Consider the following 18,403-nt stretch of genomic DNA (forward strand, 5'->3'; position numbering starts at 1 on the left):
CCTGGGCGGGACACTACTGAAACAAAACAGAGGTTTTACGAATGGAAGACTTTCTACGGGCCTGCCAGAGCGCTGTTCTGGATAACGAGGCGAAGACGCTGGCGGCAAAAATGGGTGTTGCGCATGTGAGCCTGCTCCAGCGCGCCAACCCCGACAACGACGCCCACCACCTGACGATTGAGCATCTGTTTGGGATCTTGCTCCACGCCGGGGATATGCGACCACTGGCAGCACTGGCTAATGAATTCGGCTTTGACTTGAGCCCTAAGAGCCCGCCTGAGGCACAGGGGCTTACATCGTCCTTGGCTATCGTCGGCAAGGAAGTGGCTGAGCTGACTATCGCTGTCCATGCGGCTCTCGAAGATAACCACGTCAATAGCCTCGAAAAAAACCTTATTCGCCAAGAGATCCATCACGTCCGGCAGAGCCTGGATGTGATGGATTCGTCGGTTAAGGCTGCCTGATTTTCCGCGCATGCGCGGATCGGTGCCCTACGACTGCGCACTAGTAGATATGCAGAACCAAATCCCAGGCACAAAAAAGCCACCGGGCATGGTGGCTGATTCATTAACACTTTGTGAGGCCGATTATATGCAAACCCAGTCACATATCAATAGCCCCAACAACCCCGCGCCACGTTTTTCGCAATCTGAAAACGTGGCGCGGGGTGTTTCTATGTCCAGTCTTGAGCTGGTCGACTTCATCAATTCGAAGCGCGATAAGAGCGAACCTACCCTGACGCACAAGAACTTGATCGCAAAGGTTCCGCGTGTTCTCGGGGCGGATCAATCGGCTAAATTTTCAGCCGATTACCTCGATACTCGTAGTCGCATTCAAAAGTGCTTCGTCTTCCCCAAGCGCGAAGCCTGCCTTATTGCAATGTCTTACAGCTATGAGCTTCAAGCGCTTGTCTTTGATCGCATGACGGCTCTTGAGGATCGCGAGCGCGCACGTTCGCTACCAAGCAACCCGAAGATCGTCGGCGAGCTGGCAATCCTCGAATGCTTTGATCGTCTGCTGAAACCTGCACCCTCCAGCAAAATGATGATGTTGGCTCAGATCGCCGCAAACAACGGGCTCGACGCCAAGTTTCTGCCGGGCTATGCCATTGATGCTGCATCAGACGCAACTGGTGGCAGCTCTATGCCGACCAAGGCCGTTACCGCATTGATCAAAGAAAACGGCATCAGCAGCACCGCCGCCGCTTTCAATCGCGCATTGGCAGCTCACGGCTTCCTGAAACCATTGACACGCGTGAACTCGAAGCGCGAAACGGTGGAGTTTTGGGGTGTGACTGACAAAGGCCTTAAGTTCGGCAAGAACCTCACAAGCCCTCAGTGCCCACGCGAGACCCAGCCTCACTGGTATGTGGATCGCTTCCTTGAACTGGCCGCATTGGTCGGGAAGGGGGTGAAGTAATGGCCCGTATCCGCACAATTAAGCCAGAGTTCTGGTCGAGTGAGCAGGTCATGGAAAACCGGCCGCTTGCTCGACTGCTTTTCATTGGTCTTTGGAACTTCTGCGATGACGGCGGCAATCACCCGCACGCACCTCGCACGATCAAGGCTCTTGTTTTCCCTGGTGACGACATCACGACTGAGGCAGTCAGCGAGCTACTGGGGGAGCTGGAAGGCACCGGCCTGACCCGTAGCTATACCGTCGACGGCAAGCACTACCTGCATGTGAACGGCTGGAAGCACCAGAAGATCGAAAAGCGCACCTTCAAGTATCCGAAGCCTCCGCAACCAGTCGTCGATGACAAGGGCGATGGTGGCGATGCTGCACCTACAAATCCACAAGAAGTCGTCGACCAGTCGTCGAGTGGTGGGGGAGAAATCGCCGACGACTCGTCGAATGGTCGTCGAGTCCTCACCCCCGGAAGGGATGTAGATGTAGAAGGGAATGGAAGGGATCAACACCACTCTCTCAACGCAGGCGAAGAAACTTCGCAAGCCGGGCCAAAGCAAAAACCAACACCCGAGAAATCCTCGGCAGTTGGGGAAAATCCAACTGAGGCAAAAATTGCCTTGGTTCAGCCCGGTCTTGAATTAACCCCACAACCTGTCGACCCAAAAGCTCCGGTGGAAATGACCCTGGACTGGGAGCCTGACGCCAATCTCCTGAAAACCTACTGCGTTCACTTCGGCGTATCCACCGATCTGTTCACCCAAGAGGCTGTTGCACCATTCACGGCTCACCACGAAACAGCTGGAACCCTGAATACCCAAGCAAAATGGGTATCCCTGCTGGTCAAGTGGGTCAAGGACGACAAGAACCGTGCGAGCAATGTCCGACAGTTCCCGGTTCGCCGACAAGTTAACGGTCCCGACTTTGACGACCTTGCCTGGGCTGACGATTTGGGTGGTGCGCTATGAGCGATAAACCAAAACCACCACGAAGCGCTGCCCGGCTCATGAAGGTTACGGGGGCTGCCGAGGATATGCGTGGTGCCATGGCCGGCTATCAACCCCCACCATCGCCAGTAATCCCGAAGACGCTGGCTCCAGGTACTGCTGGCGTCGTTAACGCCTTGTTCAAAGAGCTGCAGGCTATCTTCCCGGCTTGGAAGCAGGCGTGGCCGACTGACCTTGCCTTGAGCGCAGCCAAGCGCAGTTGGATCAAGGCGTTCATCGTTTCCGGGATCAACACGCTCGAACAGATCCGCTACGGCATTGAGCGTTGCCGCGATCTCGGTACGGACTTTGCGCCGAGCGTGGGTAAGTTCATCAAGCTTTGCCTGCCAACCCCGGAGATGCTCGGCATTCCATCCCACGACAAGGCTTTTCGTGAGGCGCTGGAGAACCTGCATCCAAGTCGGTCGAATGCACGGGTCTGGTCGCATCCCGCTGTGCGTCACGCCGCGCTGCAATGCGAGATGCACAACCTTGGCAGCCTGATCCCCGAGAAGGCCGGCAAGGTGTTCGACCGCGCTTACGACATAACCATTCGCCGTCTGGTGCAGGGGCTGCCTATGGAGGACATCGCTATGGGCATCGCTCACGACGGCCAGAAAAGCGAGCTGGAACGCGCGGAAGAATACGGCAACCGCCGTCAAGCCCGGTTACTGGAAATCCAAGGCATCCCGTCTGCTGGCGGGGCCGCACGCGCCCAGTTGTTGGCACGAATGAATATCAAGCGCGAACCACAGCGCAGCAAGGAGAGTTTCTAATGGCCGATGACGTTGATTTTGCAGAAGAGCGTATTGAAAAAGAACTGGCCTCAGCCCTTGCTGCCCGGGTTGTGTATGCCGGCGAAAGTGCTCATGAGTGCGAGTGTGGCGAAGTGATTTCAGAAGGGCGCCGTCTGGCTGTTCCCGGTGCTCAGGAGTGCATCACTTGTGCCGAGCGTTCTGCTTTGAAAATGCGAGGTGTGCGCCGTGGGTGATCACTCTGAACTGAAGCGGCTAGCCGTCGAATTGGCCGCTGCGAATGATCTATTCAACGAATGTCCGCAGGACAATGAGATTGGCGATGCTTGGAGCTTGGCGAACGACCGCTTTACCGAAGCGGCATCGCCTGAAGTCATCCTGGCCCTGATCGCCGAGAACGAGTCACTGAAAGGTCCGCATGACTGGCTGGCGGAAGACCTGATCAAGGAGCTGGTCGATAATGCCCAAGCGCTTCAGGAAAACTCGGACCTTGGCGAGAGCGACCCGTTCGCCATCGTTCTTCTGGCGGCGGCGTCGAGAATCCGCAGACAGGAAGGGAACATCGACAAGCTCAAGACTGAAAACGAGCAGTTGGCCAAAACCGCCAGCTGCTGGGACAGGCTGAACATCGAGAACAAGGCGCTCAGTGATTCGTTTCGTGCCGAGCGCGACGAGCTCAAGGCCGAGAACGAGGTGCTGCGCGACGATAATGCGCAAAACCAGTACGACGCCAACGCATGGCGTAATCAAGAAGAGTCCGTGTGGATTGAGGTCTTTCACAGCGAAGGCGACGATCCATTCATCAGCGCTATCACCGGCCAGATTACCGTCGAGCAGTTGGCCTTGATCCAAGCTGAAATCCTTGAATATCGGGAGGACTATTTCGAGAAGGGTTCGGGCCTTTACGTTTTCAAGTGCGCCCACTACCAGGCGCATTACGACAACGTAGGCATGAGGGAGCCAGTGCACTGGGAGACTGACTTCGAGTCGCACAGTCCTTTCCCATGGGAAGAAGCCGCCGCCATGGGCAAGGGAGAGCAGTCATGACTCTGGAATCAATCGCTTTGTGGCTTGGCTACGGCCTAATGATCACGGGCGGAATCGTGCTGATTGCGGCGATGCTCTTTGTTATCGGGACCGTACTTGCTGTGATCGCAAACAAGAGCCTTCGCGCACTGATCCGCATCTACGACCTCAAGACCCTGCGCGCAACCATGCGCCAGCTTGAGGCTGAGGGGAAAGTGAGTATGAAGACGGGGGTGAAAAATGGCTGAGGTCGCTCTTATTCGTACCGCCCAAGGCCTCGTGCCAGCCACTGAAGCTGATCGCGAGCTGACCCAGAAGTGGAAGCTGGGCCAGGTCATCCACGGCAAATTCACCAAAATGCGCAACGCAAAATTTCATGGCAAGTTCTTCTCCATGCTGGATCTGGCGTGGGAGTATTGGGAGCCGGTTGGCGGCCTGATTCCTCGGCAAGAGCTCCGCGGGATTCAAGGGTTGGCCAAGTTCTTCGAAGCGCAAAGCGGTAAGCCTGGGCAGCTGTCGGATGCGGTGGCTGCGTATATCTCAGGCCTTGAGTCTTCGCGCGCAGATCGTTTTCCGGCAGTGGACAAAAGTCGTGAAGCATTTCGCGAGTGGGTGACGATCGAAGCAGGACACTTCCACCTGGTGCACACCCCTGAAAGTATCCGCAAAGAGGCCAAGTCGATCAGTTGGTCGAGTATGGATGATCTGGCGTTTGAGCCGCTGTATCGCGACGTTTTCAACGCCTGCTGGCGGTTGGTGTTGTCGGCGCACTTCGAAACGGAGCAGGACGCCTTGAGTGCTGCTGATCAGATCGGGAGCTATGCATGAGCCCCTCAGATCAATTCTGGATAGTTATGTTTCTTGTCGTCCTCCTCGGAGTTATTGCAGGCCACTTCATTGATCGGCGTCGCCAGCGCTCAATTGAGTGCTATGAGCGGAAGCGCCGAGAGCGTAAAGCTGAAGTTGAGCGTGCTGCAAGGAAGGCTCTATGACCATTGCCCGAAAAACTCCAAAGCCGAAAAAATGCAGAGTTGCATCTTGCGGGGCCTCATTCGCCCCCGTGCGTCTTGGTCAAGCAGTATGTAGCCCGGCCTGCGCAGTTCTGGATGCTCCAAAGAATCTCGACCGGGCGCGCAAGTCGCTGGCTCAGGTTGAGCGCCGGGAGATCAAGGTCCGCAAGGAGAAGCTGAAGAGCAGGGCGGATCACCTGCGCGAGGCTCAGGCCGCAGTGAACGAGTATGTGCGCCTGCGTGACGCGCACCTGCCGTGCATCAGTTGCGATTCGACGCCGAACGATAACGACCTTATGACCGGCAGCCGTTGGGATGCCGGGCATTACCGATCTGTGGGTGCCTGCCCTGAGCTGCGATTTGAGCCGCTAAACATCCATCGGCAGTGCGTAAGGTGCAACCGCAACCTGTCGGGCAATGCTGTGGAGTATCGCATTCGTCTGGTACAGCGCGTCGGTGTCGACAAGGTTAATTGGCTGGAAGGGCCTCATTCGGCCCGCAAGTACACCGTAGATGAGATCAAGGTCATTAAGGCCGAATACCGAGCAAAGACCAGAGAATTGAAGAGGGCGGCAGCATGAACTATCAAAACGTCATTTCTGCAGTCGTCCGCGCTCTGGCAGCGGAAACCATCAACTCTGCTGGCGGCTGCGACTTTGAGCCTAAGGTGCAGTGCGCTAAGCAGAAGGGGGAGATCGTAGGCAAAGAGGCGGCTCTGCTTGCTGACTGCATCGTGCACAAGCTTCTGCATGCCCAGCTCAGTCCGCGCCACTGGAACGCATTGGTGGCCAAGTACAGCACCCACCGTGGACGCAAGATCGACTCCATCGGTCGGCTTGTCGCAGTTGTGTCTTCGCCTGCGCCACTGCGCTTTACTCAGCAGGCGGTGTTGGTCTGGGCTGTGCCGCAGCAGTCAAAGGGCATACAGCGTACGGCGGTCGAGGTCAAAGCACCGAAGCACCGGGAGAACAAAGAAAAAGGGCAGTGGGATTGGCGCAACGCTGCGGCTGACGCGGACGTAGACCGAGCCAACAAGCACGCCAAGTCAGTGGCCGAAACGAAGCCGGGAGAGATGATTGTCCTCACTGGGTCGAACTACGACATGACCAACTGGGATTCCCAGGGCCTGACGGAGCGTACCTATCAGCGCTGGAACAAGACCATCAAGGGGGCATTGGAATCGATGGTGGATGAGGCTTTGGTCGATGCGCAACACATGCTTGAGGCGGTTGGAGTGCTGGAGTGCGAGGCGGCGTGAAATAGCCCCTCAAAAGGGCTTGCAAGATCATGTCGCTATGTCGCATTATTTACCCATCCTGTCATTCCTGCGTGTGTAGGAGTGAGCCGAAAAAGCCTCGCCAGAGAAATCTGCCGGGGCTTAGTCGTCTTCGGCCTAGGAGGATTTATGCCAAGAGCACAACGTCGACACGACACATCACGCGTCAAGGCTCGCTTCTATAGAAAGCAGCGACTTCATGCCTGCTGGACGACTAACCAGCGCAATGCCGGGCTATTCGCCAACCACGGCAAGGTCTGCTCCTGTTGGATGTGCGGCAATCCGCGCAAGCAGGGTGATCTAACCATGCAGGAGAAGCGCGCAAACCTGCATAGCCTTGACTGAAGCAGCCCGGCCCTCGCAAGGGTTTTATTGCTAGTAATTTCTCAAGCCTCGCCTTCGTGCGGGGCTTTTTCGTTTAAACATGCCCCACGGAGTCGAGCGCATGGATTTTCTGCACCGCCTTCTCGACAGGCTCGACCTCCTGATAGCGGGTCTGTTTGGAGTGATCGTTGCCAGCTGGTGGCATAAAGACGACCTGACCGATTGGTGGGCTTGGATGATCTTCTTGATCACCGGGGTTTCCTGCTCTCTGTACCTGACGGGAATGGTTAGTGCCTACCTAGGCGTAACTGAGCCGAGCATCGTTGCCGGCATCGGCTTTCTGCTGGGCACCTTCGGCGGCTCACTCCTCGCAGCAATCAACCGAGCCATTAAAGCGGCCGACCTTTGGGCGCTTATCCGTCAGAGGTTCGGGGGAGGCAGAAGCGATGAGCCTTGATCTGATCAACTCCATAACCAGCGGCCTGATTGCCTTGTGGGCGTTCTGGTGCGTGGTAAGCGGGAAGGTGCGAGATGGCATCCTTGGCAAGCTGATCTATTCGGTCATTGCCATCAGCGGCTTCGTCGTGATGGCGCGCAACCAGAACATCTTCCTCGCGCCGACTACCGCAGGCACGACACTTCTTGTGTTCCTGGCTCTGGCCGGTCTACGCCATATCTTCATGGTCATGTACTGGCAGCGAGTAAAAGCCTGGCTGTGCCGGACGCTGAACTGCGAGCACTGCCTGCACTGTGATAAGGCGCCCGGCGGTATCGATCGACGGAGCAAGTAATCCGCGCCACGTTTTGGAATGCGCCAGATTGTGGTGCAGTTCTTAAGCTAAGCGTTTTTCTTGAGGGATCCTTGAATATTGTGAAGCGCGTACGAAAGCTCGTGCTCTACCTCGTGAAGTCCCTGGTTCCACTTTTCGCTATGTGGACTCGTATCGGTTCTCATTCGAAAGTTCGCGGACGTGCTCCTAACAGCTGGGCCAAAGAAGAACTGTTCCAAGTCCGTTTTTGGTGCTTTCCTGCGCGATAGCGTTTCGTGTTTGGCCGCGTCTTTGATCTCATCCTTCAGTTTGGTCAGCCGGGTTTTTAAAAGGTCGACGCTGTTTGGCGAGAGTCTTGATTTATCGGCGACATCATCAATCAGGCTCCAGGCTTCGTCATGCCATCTCTGTAGTTCGGCAATAATTGCCAGAGCTTCGTTGTGGTCCAGTTCCATTTGTTCTTCCATCGTGTGCGCGGGGTAGGTGTGCCGCAGGTGAGTGCGGCACTGGCAGGTCACTTCACTTTCAGCGCTTCCTGAATGCGGTCGGCGTACTCTGACAGCTTCCCAATTTCGCGATCAAGGTTGGTTGCATCGGCGCCAGATGCCTTGGCAGCAATAACTTCAAGAGCTGCCGCTACGGCGTAGGCGCGTTTTTCCGCCTGATCAATCCTGCGGCTCTCGCCAGCACTTGTAACTGCGTTGAAGATTGTCTCGGACATGCTGTATTCCTTGCGTGTGAGTTGAATTACACAAATACCGGCAACCTGCCACTATTTCAACGCCAGCCTTAACTCCACTTGAGACAATTTATGACAACCAAGCCTCCCGACTGGGAGGCGATCGAACGCACCTCTGTCGGGCCGCTGTCAGATGCCTACAGACTGAGGTGCTTGAAGATGCACGGACCAACAGGTTGACCATAGGCTGCGCATTCGGCGTGGATCTCGGTTAACCCCTGAGCGAAGCTTCCAATACACAGCCCTAAAAGTGCCGCAATGATGACATAGGCCCAGACACGATCAGTTGGCATCGGCTGACGCTTCATCCACGAATCTGCTACAGGGCAATAAGCACAGCGACGCCGATTGCCGAGTAAAAGCCCAGCGAAAAGATACTGAGCGGTTTAAGAAACTCCATTGCACATCTCCTTTTTAAAGTGAGGCTCGATTGAAGCACTCTGACATCTCGCCCGCCACTCAACTGCGTGTAGTTACTAGCGCTCGTGTAGTTTGATCACAGGACGCACACCAAATGCACAGGCCGATGCCTCCTGCGTCACCGCTTGAGCTTTCCGACCTATCCGAATTCGGCATACGCTTGACCCCAGCCCCCGAAGTGCGGGAATGGCTCCAGGCCGAGATCCTTGCCAACACCGGCAGCATCCACAACCCAGACCATGCCCACCTATTGGACGCAGACATCCAGATCATGTGGGCATCGTCGAGCTTCGAGAAGCAAGGCCGCACAGTCCTCGGTCAGGCCGAACAGGTAGCGTTCCGCGCCGGTGGCTGGCAGAAAGCCCGGATGGAGCAACAGATGCGTGATTGGTTCGGCGATGTGCCGGCCTTCATCATCACCTTGGCTGCTGACTACTGCGCCCAGTGCAGCGACCTTGAGTTCTGCGCCCTGATCGAACACGAGCTTTATCACCTGGCTCACGCGACCGACAAGTACGGTCAACCAGCATTCACCCAAGACGGTGCACCGAAGATCAAGCTGCAGGGCCACGACGTGGAAGAGTTCGTTGGTGTTGTCCGCCGCTATGGCGCAAGCCCTGATGTTCAAGCGATGGTGGATGCTGCAAACAAGCCCGCAGAGGTGGGTAAATTGAACATATCGAGGGCCTGCGGAACCTGTCTGCTCAAGTCGGCCTGAGGTTAGACAGCAATAGACGGAATCCAAACCTATGGCAGCCCTGAGCAGCGAGGTGAAGGCCTTTATCGTTCAGGCACTCGCCTGCTTCGATACACCCTCCCAGGTGGCCGAGGCCGTCAAGCGTGAATTCAGTGTCGAAGTGAGCCGCCAACAGGTGGAATCGCACGACCCTACGAAGCGATGCAGTAAGACCCTGGCCAAGCGCTGGGTGGAAATGTTTCACGATGCCCGCAAGCGCTTCCGTGAAGAGACGGTAGAGATACCGATCGCCAACCGTGCCTATCGACTGCGCGCTCTTGGTCGTATGGCCGAGAAGGCCGAGAACATGAAGAACATGGCGCTGACTGCTCAGCTACTGGAGCAGGCCGCTAAGGAAGTCGGCGACGTGTACGTAAATCGCCGCCTTGAACCTGAAAAGCCTCTTGGCTCCCACGCGGACCAGCAGCACGCCATTGCTGAGTACACGCTGGAGCCTGATGAGCATGTCCCGACTTCCCCACACCTTTGATCCTCCGGTCAAGCTGACGCCCAAGCAGGCGAACATTTATTGCTGGGGCTTCCAGCCTGAGGCGCGCTTTCGCGACGCGGTGTGTGGGCGCCGGTTCGGTAAGACATTCTTGGGCAAGGCCGAGATGCGCCGTGCTGCTCGTCTCGCGGCCGAGTGGGGTGTAAGCGTCGAGGATGAGATCTGGTACGGCGCGCCGACGTTCAAACAGGCCAAGCGCGTGTTCTGGCGGCGCCTGAAGCAAGCCATCCCTGAGGCGTGGCGTGCGCACCGCCCGAACGAGACCGAATGCTCTATCACCCTCAAGTCCGGCCACGTCATGCGCGTGGTGGGGCTCGACAACTACGATAACCTGCGGGGCTCCGGCCTTTTCTTCGTTCTGGTGGATGAATGGGCGGACTGCCCGTGGGCCGCGTGGGAAGAAGTGCTGCGGCCGATGCTCTCGAGCTGCCAATACACGATTCCGGGTATCGGAGTGCGCAAGGGCGGCCATGCGCTGCGGATTGGCACACCTAAGGGCTTCAATCACTGCTACGACACGTATCTGGACGGCAAACCAGGCGGCGAGCCTGACCACAAGAGCTGGCAGTACACGTCATTACAGGGAGGCAATGTTCCTCCTGAAGAGCTGGATGCGGCCCGCCGCAAGATGGACCCTCGGACGTTTCGGCAAGAGTACGAGGCCGGTTTTGAGAATTACGCTGGCGTCGTTTACTACACGTTTAATCGTGCTGAATGCCGCACCAGCGAGCGGATCAAGCCGGGCGAGGCTTTGCACATTGGCATGGACTTCAACGTCATGAAAATGAGCGCCGTGGTTTACGTGGTTCGCGACGATCTGCCGTTGGCTCTGGATGAGTTCCACGCTGTGCGTGACACGCCGGAGATGATCGAAAAGATCAAGGTTCGCTTCTCGGGACACAACATTGCCGTTTACCCAGATGCTAGTGGCCAGAACACCAGTAGTAAGAACGCCAGTGAGTCAGATTTGTCGCTGCTTAAGAAGGCCGGTTTTTCAGTCATTGTTGATTCGACAAACCCGGGGATTAAAGACCGTGTGAATGCGGTCAACGCCATGTTCTTGAACACCTACGGTGAGCGCCGCTTAAAGGTCAATGTCGATCAGTGCCCGCAGCTCACCTTGTGCCTAGAGCGTCAGACTTATACCGACAAGGGAGAGCCTGACAAAGACCCTAAGAAGGGCCATGACCATATGAACGACGCTGCGGGCTACTTCATCGCCAAGCGTTACCCAATCAAAACGGTTGTCACCTCTATCAAAATGGGATTCGCCCGATGAGCAACGACGTCTCCTACAAGCGGGCTGACTACACCGAAGTGCTGGATCGCTGGGCCACCGTGCGCGATGTTTGCGCTGGCCAGCATCGTGTTGTCTCCCGGCTGCCTTATATCAACTCGCACGACAAATCCCCAGAAAATGCTGATCGCAACAAGGCTTACCGTGAACGGGCGGTGTTCAAGAATGCCACCGGTCACACTCGGAACGGTTTGCTTGGCCTGGCATTCCACAAAGACCCGACGCTGACTGTGCCGAAGAAGCTGGAGTACCTGCAAGACAATGCCAACGGTTCTGGCGTCAGCATCTATCAGCACTCGCAAGGCACGCTGGAAAAGGTGCTTGAGGCCGGGCGTCACGGGCTCTATGTCGACTATCATCAGGATGAAGGTTTGGGCGGGCACTCGGTGATCCTTTCCTACTGCGCGGAAGACATCATCAACTGGCGCACCGGGATGGTTAACGGCCATAACGTGCTGACGATGGTGGTTCTGCGCGAAGCGCCAGAAATTGAAGACGGCTTCGGCTTCAAGGTGGTCGAGCAATATCGGGAGTTGGCGTTGGAGCCGGAGGGTTTTGTTTGCCGTGTCTGGCGCAGGTCGGGGCCCAGAGGTGGCGGGCCATTGGAGGTAGTCGAGGCTTTTGCACCCACAGGCACAGGTGGTCGCCTCAAAGAGATCCCGTTTACCTTTGTCGGCGCGCAGAACAACGACCCGACCATCGATGAGTCACCCCTGTACGACATCGCTATGATCAACCTTGGCCACTATCGAAACAGTGCCGATTATGAAGACAGCGTGTTCTGGTGCGGCCAGGCCCAGCCCTATATCTCAGGCCTTGATGAGCAGTGGCGCGATCACATGGAGAAGAACGGCATGTATGTCGGCTCCCGGGCGCCTATGTTGCTTCCGGCGGGCGGTTCTTTTGCTTACGCGCAGCCGTTGCCAAACACCTTGGTCAAAGAGGCCATGGCAGACAAAAACCAGATGATGATTGAGCTGGGCGCTCGTATGGTGGTGGCTTCGGTATCGTCCAAGACTGCCACCGAGGCCCGCGGCGACCAGTCAGCATCTACTTCAGTGCTTGCGGGGTGTGTGGCAAACGTCAGCGAGGCGTATACCCGGGCCATCATGTGGTGCGGCGCTTACATGGGCATGACTGACAAGGTCGCGTACCAGATCAATCAGGAATTCGTAGAGCTGACAGCTGATCCGCAGATGATCACTGCCCTTGTTGGGCTGTGGCAGAACGGCGGTTTCGCCAAGGCTGACCTGCGTTCGTATTTGCGTAAGCTGGGGTTAATCGCACCAGAGCGCACTGACCAGCAAATCGACGGCGAACTGGAAGAGCAGGGCGACGGCCTGGGCCTAGACGACGAGGACAAATTAGATGGCGGCAAATCAAGCAGTCCTTGACGCCACGATTCGGCACGCGGTCTTCCTCGAAAAGCTGAAGGCAGGTGAGGTCGGCAAGTTCGCTCCCTTCCTGAAGGAGATCGACCGCTCAATCCGCGACCGGCTTACCCAGTCGGATCTGACCGAATACAACACGAAGCGCCTGGAAGCGTTGCTGAAGGAGGTCGACAGCCTGCTGCTGGGTATCTTCGACCGCTACAGCCTGCAACTGAACCTCGACCTGATCGATATCGCCAACTACGAGGCTGAATTTGAGGCGTCGAGTCTGGTCCGGTCAGCGCCGGTGGGCGTCGCGCTGGATGTGGTCGCGCCGACGGCAGTGGCTATCCGCACCGCGGTGTTGACCAATCCCCTCAGTGTGCGCGGCACCGGCGGCGGCAAGCTGATGAAGTCATTCATTAAGGGCTGGACCATTGCTGAGCGCGAGCGCGTCACCGGCACGATTCGACAGGGCTTCTTCGAAGGGCAAACGAACTTCCAGATCATTCGCAACATTCGCGGCACCAAGGCGGCAGGCTACAAGGATGGAGTTCTCGCCACCACCAACCGCAATGCCAGCACGGTCGTGCACACCGCGATTCAGCATGTGTCGTCCCAGGCGCGCATGGAGGTGGCCAAGGCCAATACTGATGTGGTGCTTGAGATCCAGATGATCGCCACGCTGGACAGCAAGACCAGCCAGCTATGCCGCTCGATGGACAAGCGCCGGTTTCCGGTGGATTCAGGCCCAAGGCCGCCATTCCACCCGAATTGCCGAACCACGTTCATCTTGCTGACCAAGCTCAGCGCGATGTTCGCCAAGGGCGCAACGCGTGCCTCGGTGGGTGCTGATGGCGGACAGCAGGTCAGTGCTGCCCTCGATTACTACCACTGGCTCCAGCAGCAGCCTACTTCGTTCCAGGACGTCGCCATCGGTCCTGTCAGGGCCAAGCTGTTCAGGGAGGGTGGGCTGACCGTCGAGCGCTTCGCCGAGCTACAGCTTGATCGCAACTTTGCGCCGCTGACTCTGGTGCAGATGAAGGGGCTGGAGCCGCTGGCCTTCGAGCGAGCAGGGATCTAACCGAACACATTCAATCAACCGCCTCCGGGCGGTTTTTTATTGCCTGCAAAGCGGGCGAAACATACCCAAGGGGTGCATCAACGTGGCAGAAGAAAACGAAATCGACCTGGAAAACCCGGCAATCAAGGCCGCTATCGCGACTGCCGTTGAAGCATCCGTTTCCGGTTTGAAAACCAAGAACTCGGAACTGCTGGGCAAGCTGAAGGAAACCTCCGGCAAGCTGACCCAGTTTGAAACACAGTTTGAAGGCATCGACATCGACGCAGTCAAAGGCCTGCTCAGCCGCGCCGGGCAGGATGAAGAAACCAAGCTGCTGACCGAGGGCAAGGTGGACGAGGTGTTCAATAAGCGCACCGAGCGCCTGCGTGGCGAGCACGACAAGCAACTGAAGACGCTCGCCGGTCGCGCTGAGAAGGCTGAAGCCTTCGCCGCGAAGTTCCAGGGCAAAGTCCTGGGCGACTCGGTACGCGGTGCAGCACTGAAAGCCGGTGCATTGCCGGAAGCAACCGACGACATCATCTTGCGCGCCAAAGGCGTGTTCTCACTGAATGAAGAGGGCGAAGCGGTCGCTGTTGACGAGAATGGCCAGACCATCCTCGGCAAAGACGGCAAGACCCCTCTGACTCCGCTCGAATGGGCCGAGTCTCTGCGCGAAAGTGCACCCCACCTGTGGCCAAGGGCTTCAGGGACACATGCCCCGGGCGGGGGCGGCGGCCAGGCTGCATCGAAGCGCTCCGAAATGACCTCCGAGCAGAAGCGCGATTTCCAGCGCAAGCACGGCCAAACCGCATACCTCGCATTGCCCAAGTAAGGGGAAAGACCCATGGCTACAACTGTCAACAGCGACCTGATCATCTACAACGATGAGGCGCAAACTGCTTACCTGGAGCGCATCCAGGATAACCTGGACGTTTTCAACGCCTCGTCCAATGGCGCGATCGTCCTCGACAACGAACTGATCCAGGGCGACTTCCGCAAACGTGCTTTCTACAAGCTCGGCGGCGGTCTGGAACACCGCGATGTCAACTCCGACGGCAAGGTCATCGCCAAGAAAATCGGCGCTGGTGAAGCTGTAGGCGTCAAGGCGCCGTGGAAATACGGCCCGTACCAGACCACTGAAGAGGCGTTCAAGCGTCGCGGCCGTGCCGTAGATGAGTTCTCCCAGATCATCGGCGCCGACGTAGCTGATGCGACCATCGAAGGCTTCATCGAGTACGCCACCGGCGCGCTGAAGGCTGCTATCGGTTCGAACGCCGCAATGGTGGTGTCTGCCAACATCGAAACCGACGGCAAGAAGACCCTGACCCGTGGCATGCGCAAATTCGGCGACAAGTTCGGCCGCATTGCGCTGTGGGTCATGCACTCGTCTGCCTATTTCGACATAGTTGATGAAGCGATCGCGAACAAGGTCTACGAAGAAGCTGGCGTCGTGATCTACGGCGGCCTGCCTGGGACCCTGGGCAAGCCGGTGCTGGTGACCGACAAGGCGCCGGTGGATGCGATCTTCGGCCTGCTGCCGAATGCCGTGGTGATCACCGAGTCCCAGGCCCCGGGTTTCCGTTCTTACGACGTGAACGACGAGGAAAACCTGGCTATCGGTTACCGCGCCGAGGGTACCGTAAACATCGATGTGTTGGGTTACAGCTGGAAGGAAACCACCGGCGGCACCAACCCAACCCTTGCGGCCGTCGGCTCCGCGGCGAACTGGGTCAAGCACTCGGACAGCAATAAGGTCACCGCCGGCGTGATGATCAACCTCACCACCACGCCACCAGTCGGCGGCTGATAACCACCCCAGGAAGCGGCCAGCGATGGCCGCCACGGAGATTCCGATGGAACTCGTTTATACAAACCAGTTTGACGGCTTTGAGCCTGGCAAGCGTTACCGCGTCCCGGGCCTGTTCCGCAGTATTGAGCGTGATGCAACGGCAGTGACCGTGGTAGGTGACTATCCCGAAATCGTCACGGCATACGAAGATACTGGCGTCGATGTTGAGGTGGTTGCGTTGCCAGAGCTTGTTGTTGTCGGCGCGCAGGCGGTCGCATCTGGAGAGCAGTCCAAGTTGCTTGCCGACCTGCAGGCCGAGAGTGGCGCAATGGTTCTGCTGATCGACGGCCTGGAGGCTGGTGAAATCCATCGTCCAGATTCCGGCGAGCTGGCGTTGCGCTTGTTTGATGTGCTGGGCACCATTCATGCTTCGGTTGGTGAGTTGACCACTGAACGTGACGGCCTGGCCTTGACTGTCGACGCGCTGCGCGCCGAGGTTGAAGCGCTGAAGAAGTTTGCTCTCACGCCGCCAGATGATGAGACCGGTGAAATCTCGGCGCTGAAAGCAAAGCTCGACGAAGCCAAGATTCAGTATAGGGCCAACGCCTCCAAAGAATCCCTGGAAAAGCTCGTCGCCGAGCTGACCAAGGAGTAATACTGCTGGCTGTCGGTCACCCGGCGGCCAATCTACAAACCATTCCAGCGAGTTGACGCATGACACTCATCATCGAGGACGGCAGCGGCAAGCCTGACGCCGAAAGCTACGCGAGCGCCGAGGACCTGGCCATGTATGCAGTGAAGTTCGGCACGGTCATCCCTGCCGGGGTTCCTGAGCAGGAGGCGCTGCTGCGTCGGGCCGCCTTGGCGATGGATGGCATGAGCTGGAAGGGGCGCAAAAGCGCAAGTGAGCAGTCGTTGTCCTGGCCTCGCCGCGAAGTGCACCTGGATGGCGAGAACAAACCAGCCAATTACCTTCCCGCGCGTATTCAGTACGGGCAGATGGCGCTGGCTGCTGAGATCCATCAGGACGATATCGACCCGGTAGAGAAACGTAAGGGAGCGGTGCTGCTGGATCGTGTTGAAGGGGCGGTGACCCGGCAGTACGCGGCGATTCCCAACACCAGCCCCCGGCTTCTGCCAGCTGCACCGGACCGGCCAAGCGCTACGCAGTTTGCTGATTACTTGCAGAGGCGTGGGTTATTTGCGGTACGAGCTTAGTATCAGATCGCAGCGGTCATACGCATTATAAAATCAAAATCACGATAGCCGGGTGTGAAGTCTAGATGGCACTTTTCTAGCATGAAATCCTTCGCTACTACGCTTGGCGTCAGAGAACTGATTTTCGCCTTGATCGTTACCCTATATTCGTCAGGAAGCTTGTAGCGGCGCACCACGAAGTTGGCGATCTGTTCTTTAGCCGTTTTTTCTAGAGCTTCGATTTCGTCCTGAGGGAGCATGGCTCGTCCTTTGAGAGAGTTAATTGGGCGCTAAGAATAACTGAATTGTTTCTTATCACAAATTCTGGAGCCGCCATGGCTTTCTACGACGAAATGGCCGTGATGGCTCTGGATATGATCGCAGAGTTTGGCCAGCCCGTGACCATCAGCAAGACGGAGCCGGGCGAGTACGATCCTGAAACAGGTGGGGACTCACCGGGTGCCACCATCGAGCAGACCGGCCAAGGCATCCTGCGCGACTTCACTGGCCTGGAGTTCCAGAACAACAGCCTCATCAAGCAAGGCGACAAGAAGCTCAAGATCGCTGCCCAGGGACTTGAGTGGGTGCCCGGCCTGCTCGACAAGGTGGTCGTCCAAGGGCGCACCTGGTCAATCGTTCCGCCACTGAAAGAGGTTAACCCCGCTGGCACGCCGATCCTGTATGAGCTGGCGGTGCGGTCGTGAGTCGGTCGGGCGCCGGCCAATCCGGCAGCTTCGCCCTGAGCTTGGCTGCATTCGCCGCTCAAGCCAATGAAGCCATCGACGCAAGCGTGCGCGAGATCATCATCGAAATCGGTAATAGCCTGATCAAGATGTCGCCTGTGGGCAATCCGGAGGTTTGGGCTAAAAACGCTGTAGCAACTCAATACAACAAGGCAGTGGACGAGCACAATTCAGCTCTGCGCAGTGATCCGCAAAATTTGAACAAGGCCGGACGCCTCAAGCCAGGGCGCAAGCTGCATGACGGAATGGATATTGCTGCGCCTGCTGGCTATGTCGGCGGCAGGTTCCGCGGTAACTGGATGTTCAACATTGGTACGCCAGATAGCACTACGACCGAAGAGGTCGATCCCAGCGGCGTTAAATCCATGGCGCGCATCGTCGGCGGCGCTATTGAATTCAACGCGGGCGATACCTGCTTTATCACCAACAGCCTCGGCTATGCGATCCCGCTGGAGTTCGGCCATTCCAACCAGGCCCCCGGCGGCATGGTCAGAGTCACCGTGGCTCGTTTCCAGCAGATCGTGCTGGAGGCCATTAGGAGTAATCAGGTATGAGTCACGCAATCATCGCCTCGATCTACGAGGCAAAGCTCATCGCTTGGAACGCTGCCAGGGCGCAGAAGCTGAAGATCGGCTTTGAAAACATGGCTTATACACCGGCGGTGGGGGAAACTTACCTTCGCGCGTTCACGATCCCGGGCGATACCGCGAGCAACACCCTCGGCGGTGATCACCGGCTGTACACCGGCGTATTTCAGATAAGCATCATTGCCCCGGCGGGAACCGGTAAGACCGAAACCAATCCACTCGTGTCTGAGCTGACGAGCTTATTTCCGCTCTATGCCAGAAGCACGAAGGACGAAGTTACGGTGATCACCATGTCGCCTGTAGATCCGGGCCCAGGCATCACGGGCGATTCCGTTTACACGGTTCCCGTTTCGTTTTCGTATCGCGCCGAAACCAACTAATCCCGCCCACTGGGCAAACC

General features: G+C 57.3%; 27 protein-coding genes. 24 read left to right on the forward strand and 3 right to left on the reverse strand.

Features of this window, described 5'->3' with window-relative positions; genetic code table 11:
- Nucleotides 1-41: 41 nt before the first annotated feature.
- The 12 genes from HBN68_RS03775 to HBN68_RS03830 all read left to right on the forward strand — a co-directional run bounded on the left by HBN68_RS03775 (nucleotide 42) and on the right by HBN68_RS03830 (nucleotide 7,575).
- The gene (locus HBN68_RS03775) at nucleotides 42-464 is read left to right on the forward strand and encodes a phage regulatory CII family protein (RefSeq protein WP_169962705.1); all 423 of its coding nucleotides are present in this window, start codon (nucleotides 42-44) and stop codon (nucleotides 462-464) included.
- Between the two features lie 127 nt (nucleotides 465-591).
- Nucleotides 592-1,419, forward strand: a complete 828-nt coding sequence (locus tag HBN68_RS03780) for a Rha family transcriptional regulator (RefSeq protein ID WP_169963041.1) — start codon at nucleotides 592-594, stop codon at nucleotides 1,417-1,419.
- Nucleotides 1,419-2,375: a DnaT-like ssDNA-binding domain-containing protein gene (locus HBN68_RS03785; protein WP_169962707.1), complete on the forward strand. Its 957-nt coding sequence runs from the start codon at nucleotides 1,419-1,421 to the stop codon at nucleotides 2,373-2,375. Before HBN68_RS03780 ends, HBN68_RS03785 begins: the two co-directional genes overlap by 1 nt.
- Before the next feature lie 65 nt (nucleotides 2,376-2,440).
- The gene (locus HBN68_RS03790; RefSeq protein WP_262373442.1) at nucleotides 2,441-3,169 is read left to right on the forward strand and encodes a replication protein P; all 729 of its coding nucleotides are present in this window, start codon (nucleotides 2,441-2,443) and stop codon (nucleotides 3,167-3,169) included.
- Complete coding sequence (locus HBN68_RS03795; RefSeq protein ID WP_169962711.1) at nucleotides 3,169-3,384, forward strand: TraR/DksA C4-type zinc finger protein; 216 nt, start codon at nucleotides 3,169-3,171, stop codon at nucleotides 3,382-3,384. Before HBN68_RS03790 ends, HBN68_RS03795 begins: the two co-directional genes overlap by 1 nt.
- On the forward strand, nucleotides 3,377-4,195 hold the full coding sequence (locus HBN68_RS03800) for a hypothetical protein (protein WP_169962713.1): 819 nt from the start codon (nucleotides 3,377-3,379) through the stop codon (nucleotides 4,193-4,195). Before HBN68_RS03795 ends, HBN68_RS03800 begins: the two co-directional genes overlap by 8 nt.
- Nucleotides 4,192-4,422: a hypothetical protein gene (locus tag HBN68_RS03805; RefSeq protein ID WP_169962715.1), complete on the forward strand. Its 231-nt coding sequence runs from the start codon at nucleotides 4,192-4,194 to the stop codon at nucleotides 4,420-4,422. The genes HBN68_RS03800 and HBN68_RS03805 overlap by 4 nt, the downstream gene beginning before the upstream one ends.
- Nucleotides 4,415-5,002, forward strand: coding sequence for a DUF1367 family protein (locus HBN68_RS03810; protein ID WP_169962717.1), 588 nt, complete (start codon nucleotides 4,415-4,417; stop codon nucleotides 5,000-5,002). Before HBN68_RS03805 ends, HBN68_RS03810 begins: the two co-directional genes overlap by 8 nt.
- Before the next feature lie 160 nt (nucleotides 5,003-5,162).
- Nucleotides 5,163-5,765 carry a recombination protein NinG gene (locus HBN68_RS03815; protein ID WP_169962719.1) on the forward strand — a complete coding sequence of 201 codons (603 nt, stop codon included), beginning with the start codon at nucleotides 5,163-5,165 and terminating at the stop codon, nucleotides 5,763-5,765.
- A complete protein-coding gene (locus HBN68_RS03820; RefSeq protein WP_169962722.1) occupies nucleotides 5,762-6,442 on the forward strand; it encodes a hypothetical protein in 681 nt (226 codons plus the stop codon). Before HBN68_RS03815 ends, HBN68_RS03820 begins: the two co-directional genes overlap by 4 nt.
- 463 nt (nucleotides 6,443-6,905) lie before the next feature.
- Complete coding sequence (locus HBN68_RS03825; protein ID WP_169962724.1) at nucleotides 6,906-7,241, forward strand: MFS transporter; 336 nt, start codon at nucleotides 6,906-6,908, stop codon at nucleotides 7,239-7,241.
- Nucleotides 7,231-7,575 carry a hypothetical protein gene (locus HBN68_RS03830; protein ID WP_169962725.1) on the forward strand — a complete coding sequence of 115 codons (345 nt, stop codon included), beginning with the start codon at nucleotides 7,231-7,233 and terminating at the stop codon, nucleotides 7,573-7,575. The genes HBN68_RS03825 and HBN68_RS03830 overlap by 11 nt, the downstream gene beginning before the upstream one ends.
- Before the next feature lie 47 nt (nucleotides 7,576-7,622).
- Here the strand turns inward: HBN68_RS03830 and HBN68_RS03835 are convergent, their stop codons facing one another.
- Nucleotides 7,623-8,009 carry a hypothetical protein gene (locus HBN68_RS03835; RefSeq protein ID WP_169962726.1) on the reverse strand — a complete coding sequence of 129 codons (387 nt, stop codon included), beginning with the start codon at nucleotides 8,007-8,009 and terminating at the stop codon, nucleotides 7,623-7,625.
- Nucleotides 8,010-8,068: 59 nt separating this feature from the next.
- Nucleotides 8,069-8,275 carry a hypothetical protein gene (locus tag HBN68_RS03840; protein WP_169962727.1) on the reverse strand — a complete coding sequence of 69 codons (207 nt, stop codon included), beginning with the start codon at nucleotides 8,273-8,275 and terminating at the stop codon, nucleotides 8,069-8,071.
- A gap of 532 nt (nucleotides 8,276-8,807) precedes the next feature.
- Between HBN68_RS03840 and HBN68_RS03845 the strand changes: the two genes are divergently transcribed.
- From HBN68_RS03845 to HBN68_RS03885, 9 genes are all read left to right on the forward strand, one after another.
- Complete coding sequence (locus HBN68_RS03845) at nucleotides 8,808-9,431, forward strand: putative metallopeptidase (protein ID WP_169962728.1); 624 nt, start codon at nucleotides 8,808-8,810, stop codon at nucleotides 9,429-9,431.
- Nucleotides 9,432-9,462: 31 nt separating this feature from the next.
- A complete protein-coding gene (locus tag HBN68_RS03850; protein WP_047293917.1) occupies nucleotides 9,463-9,939 on the forward strand; it encodes a DUF2280 domain-containing protein in 477 nt (158 codons plus the stop codon).
- Nucleotides 9,914-11,236, forward strand: a complete 1,323-nt coding sequence (locus HBN68_RS03855; protein ID WP_169962729.1) for a terminase — start codon at nucleotides 9,914-9,916, stop codon at nucleotides 11,234-11,236. Before HBN68_RS03850 ends, HBN68_RS03855 begins: the two co-directional genes overlap by 26 nt.
- A complete protein-coding gene (locus HBN68_RS03860) occupies nucleotides 11,233-12,648 on the forward strand; it encodes a DUF4055 domain-containing protein (protein WP_169962730.1) in 1,416 nt (471 codons plus the stop codon). Before HBN68_RS03855 ends, HBN68_RS03860 begins: the two co-directional genes overlap by 4 nt.
- Nucleotides 12,623-13,708 (forward strand): minor capsid protein, encoded by a 1,086-nt coding sequence (locus tag HBN68_RS03865; protein WP_048375936.1) that lies wholly within the window; start codon nucleotides 12,623-12,625, stop codon nucleotides 13,706-13,708. The genes HBN68_RS03860 and HBN68_RS03865 overlap by 26 nt, the downstream gene beginning before the upstream one ends.
- Nucleotides 13,709-13,790: 82 nt before the next feature.
- Nucleotides 13,791-14,519, forward strand: coding sequence for a hypothetical protein (locus HBN68_RS03870; RefSeq protein ID WP_073842713.1), 729 nt, complete (start codon nucleotides 13,791-13,793; stop codon nucleotides 14,517-14,519).
- A 12-nt stretch (nucleotides 14,520-14,531) separates the two neighbouring features.
- Nucleotides 14,532-15,494, forward strand: coding sequence for a major capsid protein (locus HBN68_RS03875; protein ID WP_169962731.1), 963 nt, complete (start codon nucleotides 14,532-14,534; stop codon nucleotides 15,492-15,494).
- 46 nt (nucleotides 15,495-15,540) lie between these two features.
- On the forward strand, nucleotides 15,541-16,131 hold the full coding sequence (locus tag HBN68_RS03880; protein WP_169962732.1) for a hypothetical protein: 591 nt from the start codon (nucleotides 15,541-15,543) through the stop codon (nucleotides 16,129-16,131).
- 59 nt (nucleotides 16,132-16,190) lie between these two features.
- On the forward strand, nucleotides 16,191-16,694 hold the full coding sequence (locus tag HBN68_RS03885) for a DnaT-like ssDNA-binding protein (RefSeq protein WP_169962733.1): 504 nt from the start codon (nucleotides 16,191-16,193) through the stop codon (nucleotides 16,692-16,694).
- A 2-nt stretch (nucleotides 16,695-16,696) separates the two neighbouring features.
- On the opposite strand, the gene HBN68_RS03890 is transcribed toward HBN68_RS03885, so the two are convergent.
- Complete coding sequence (locus HBN68_RS03890) at nucleotides 16,697-16,933, reverse strand: hypothetical protein (protein ID WP_169962735.1); 237 nt, start codon at nucleotides 16,931-16,933, stop codon at nucleotides 16,697-16,699.
- Nucleotides 16,934-17,008: 75 nt separating this feature from the next.
- Between HBN68_RS03890 and HBN68_RS03895 the strand changes: the two genes are divergently transcribed.
- Genes HBN68_RS03895 through HBN68_RS03905 form a run of 3 tightly spaced genes read left to right on the forward strand, consistent with a single transcriptional unit; the run spans nucleotide 17,009 to nucleotide 18,383 of the window.
- A complete protein-coding gene (locus tag HBN68_RS03895) occupies nucleotides 17,009-17,377 on the forward strand; it encodes a hypothetical protein (protein WP_169962737.1) in 369 nt (122 codons plus the stop codon).
- Nucleotides 17,374-17,970, forward strand: coding sequence for a hypothetical protein (locus tag HBN68_RS03900; protein WP_169962739.1), 597 nt, complete (start codon nucleotides 17,374-17,376; stop codon nucleotides 17,968-17,970). Before HBN68_RS03895 ends, HBN68_RS03900 begins: the two co-directional genes overlap by 4 nt.
- Nucleotides 17,967-18,383: a phage tail terminator-like protein gene (locus HBN68_RS03905; protein WP_169962741.1), complete on the forward strand. Its 417-nt coding sequence runs from the start codon at nucleotides 17,967-17,969 to the stop codon at nucleotides 18,381-18,383. Before HBN68_RS03900 ends, HBN68_RS03905 begins: the two co-directional genes overlap by 4 nt.
- Nucleotides 18,384-18,403: the final 20 nt, after the last annotated feature.

This window comes from Pseudomonas sp. WS 5078, assembly GCF_012985745.1.
GTDB lineage: Bacteria > Pseudomonadota > Gammaproteobacteria > Pseudomonadales > Pseudomonadaceae > Aquipseudomonas > Aquipseudomonas lundensis_A.

Bases quoted from the DNA above. Each gene is read 5' to 3' on its own strand.
- HBN68_RS03785 (WP_169962707.1), top strand. From the start codon at position 1,419: ATGGCCCGTATCCGCACAATTAAGCCAGAGTTCTGGTCGAGTGAGCAG.
- HBN68_RS03830 (WP_169962725.1), top strand. From the start codon at position 7,231: ATGAGCCTTGATCTGATCAACTCCATAACCAGCGGCCTGATTGCCTTG.
- HBN68_RS03835 (WP_169962726.1), bottom strand. From the start codon at position 8,009: ATGGAACTGGACCACAACGAAGCTCTGGCAATTATTGCCGAACTACAG.
- HBN68_RS03895 (WP_169962737.1), top strand. From the start codon at position 17,009: ATGGCTTTCTACGACGAAATGGCCGTGATGGCTCTGGATATGATCGCA.
- HBN68_RS03810 (WP_169962717.1), top strand. From the start codon at position 4,415: ATGGCTGAGGTCGCTCTTATTCGTACCGCCCAAGGCCTCGTGCCAGCC.
- HBN68_RS03885 (WP_169962733.1), top strand. From the start codon at position 16,191: ATGACACTCATCATCGAGGACGGCAGCGGCAAGCCTGACGCCGAAAGC.
- HBN68_RS03790 (WP_262373442.1), top strand. From the start codon at position 2,441: ATGCGTGGTGCCATGGCCGGCTATCAACCCCCACCATCGCCAGTAATC.
- HBN68_RS03880 (WP_169962732.1), top strand. From the start codon at position 15,541: ATGGAACTCGTTTATACAAACCAGTTTGACGGCTTTGAGCCTGGCAAG.
- HBN68_RS03775 (WP_169962705.1), top strand. From the start codon at position 42: ATGGAAGACTTTCTACGGGCCTGCCAGAGCGCTGTTCTGGATAACGAG.
- HBN68_RS03795 (WP_169962711.1), top strand. From the start codon at position 3,169: ATGGCCGATGACGTTGATTTTGCAGAAGAGCGTATTGAAAAAGAACTG.
- HBN68_RS03815 (WP_169962719.1), top strand. From the start codon at position 5,163: ATGACCATTGCCCGAAAAACTCCAAAGCCGAAAAAATGCAGAGTTGCA.
- HBN68_RS03855 (WP_169962729.1), top strand. From the start codon at position 9,914: ATGTCCCGACTTCCCCACACCTTTGATCCTCCGGTCAAGCTGACGCCC.
- HBN68_RS03890 (WP_169962735.1), bottom strand. From the start codon at position 16,933: ATGCTCCCTCAGGACGAAATCGAAGCTCTAGAAAAAACGGCTAAAGAA.
- HBN68_RS03845 (WP_169962728.1), top strand. From the start codon at position 8,808: ATGCACAGGCCGATGCCTCCTGCGTCACCGCTTGAGCTTTCCGACCTA.
- HBN68_RS03840 (WP_169962727.1), bottom strand. From the start codon at position 8,275: ATGTCCGAGACAATCTTCAACGCAGTTACAAGTGCTGGCGAGAGCCGC.
- HBN68_RS03805 (WP_169962715.1), top strand. From the start codon at position 4,192: ATGACTCTGGAATCAATCGCTTTGTGGCTTGGCTACGGCCTAATGATC.
- HBN68_RS03860 (WP_169962730.1), top strand. From the start codon at position 11,233: ATGAGCAACGACGTCTCCTACAAGCGGGCTGACTACACCGAAGTGCTG.
- HBN68_RS03780 (WP_169963041.1), top strand. From the start codon at position 592: ATGCAAACCCAGTCACATATCAATAGCCCCAACAACCCCGCGCCACGT.
- HBN68_RS03905 (WP_169962741.1), top strand. From the start codon at position 17,967: ATGAGTCACGCAATCATCGCCTCGATCTACGAGGCAAAGCTCATCGCT.
- HBN68_RS03865 (WP_048375936.1), top strand. From the start codon at position 12,623: ATGGCGGCAAATCAAGCAGTCCTTGACGCCACGATTCGGCACGCGGTC.
- HBN68_RS03850 (WP_047293917.1), top strand. From the start codon at position 9,463: ATGGCAGCCCTGAGCAGCGAGGTGAAGGCCTTTATCGTTCAGGCACTC.
- HBN68_RS03825 (WP_169962724.1), top strand. From the start codon at position 6,906: ATGGATTTTCTGCACCGCCTTCTCGACAGGCTCGACCTCCTGATAGCG.
- HBN68_RS03875 (WP_169962731.1), top strand. From the start codon at position 14,532: ATGGCTACAACTGTCAACAGCGACCTGATCATCTACAACGATGAGGCG.
- HBN68_RS03820 (WP_169962722.1), top strand. From the start codon at position 5,762: ATGAACTATCAAAACGTCATTTCTGCAGTCGTCCGCGCTCTGGCAGCG.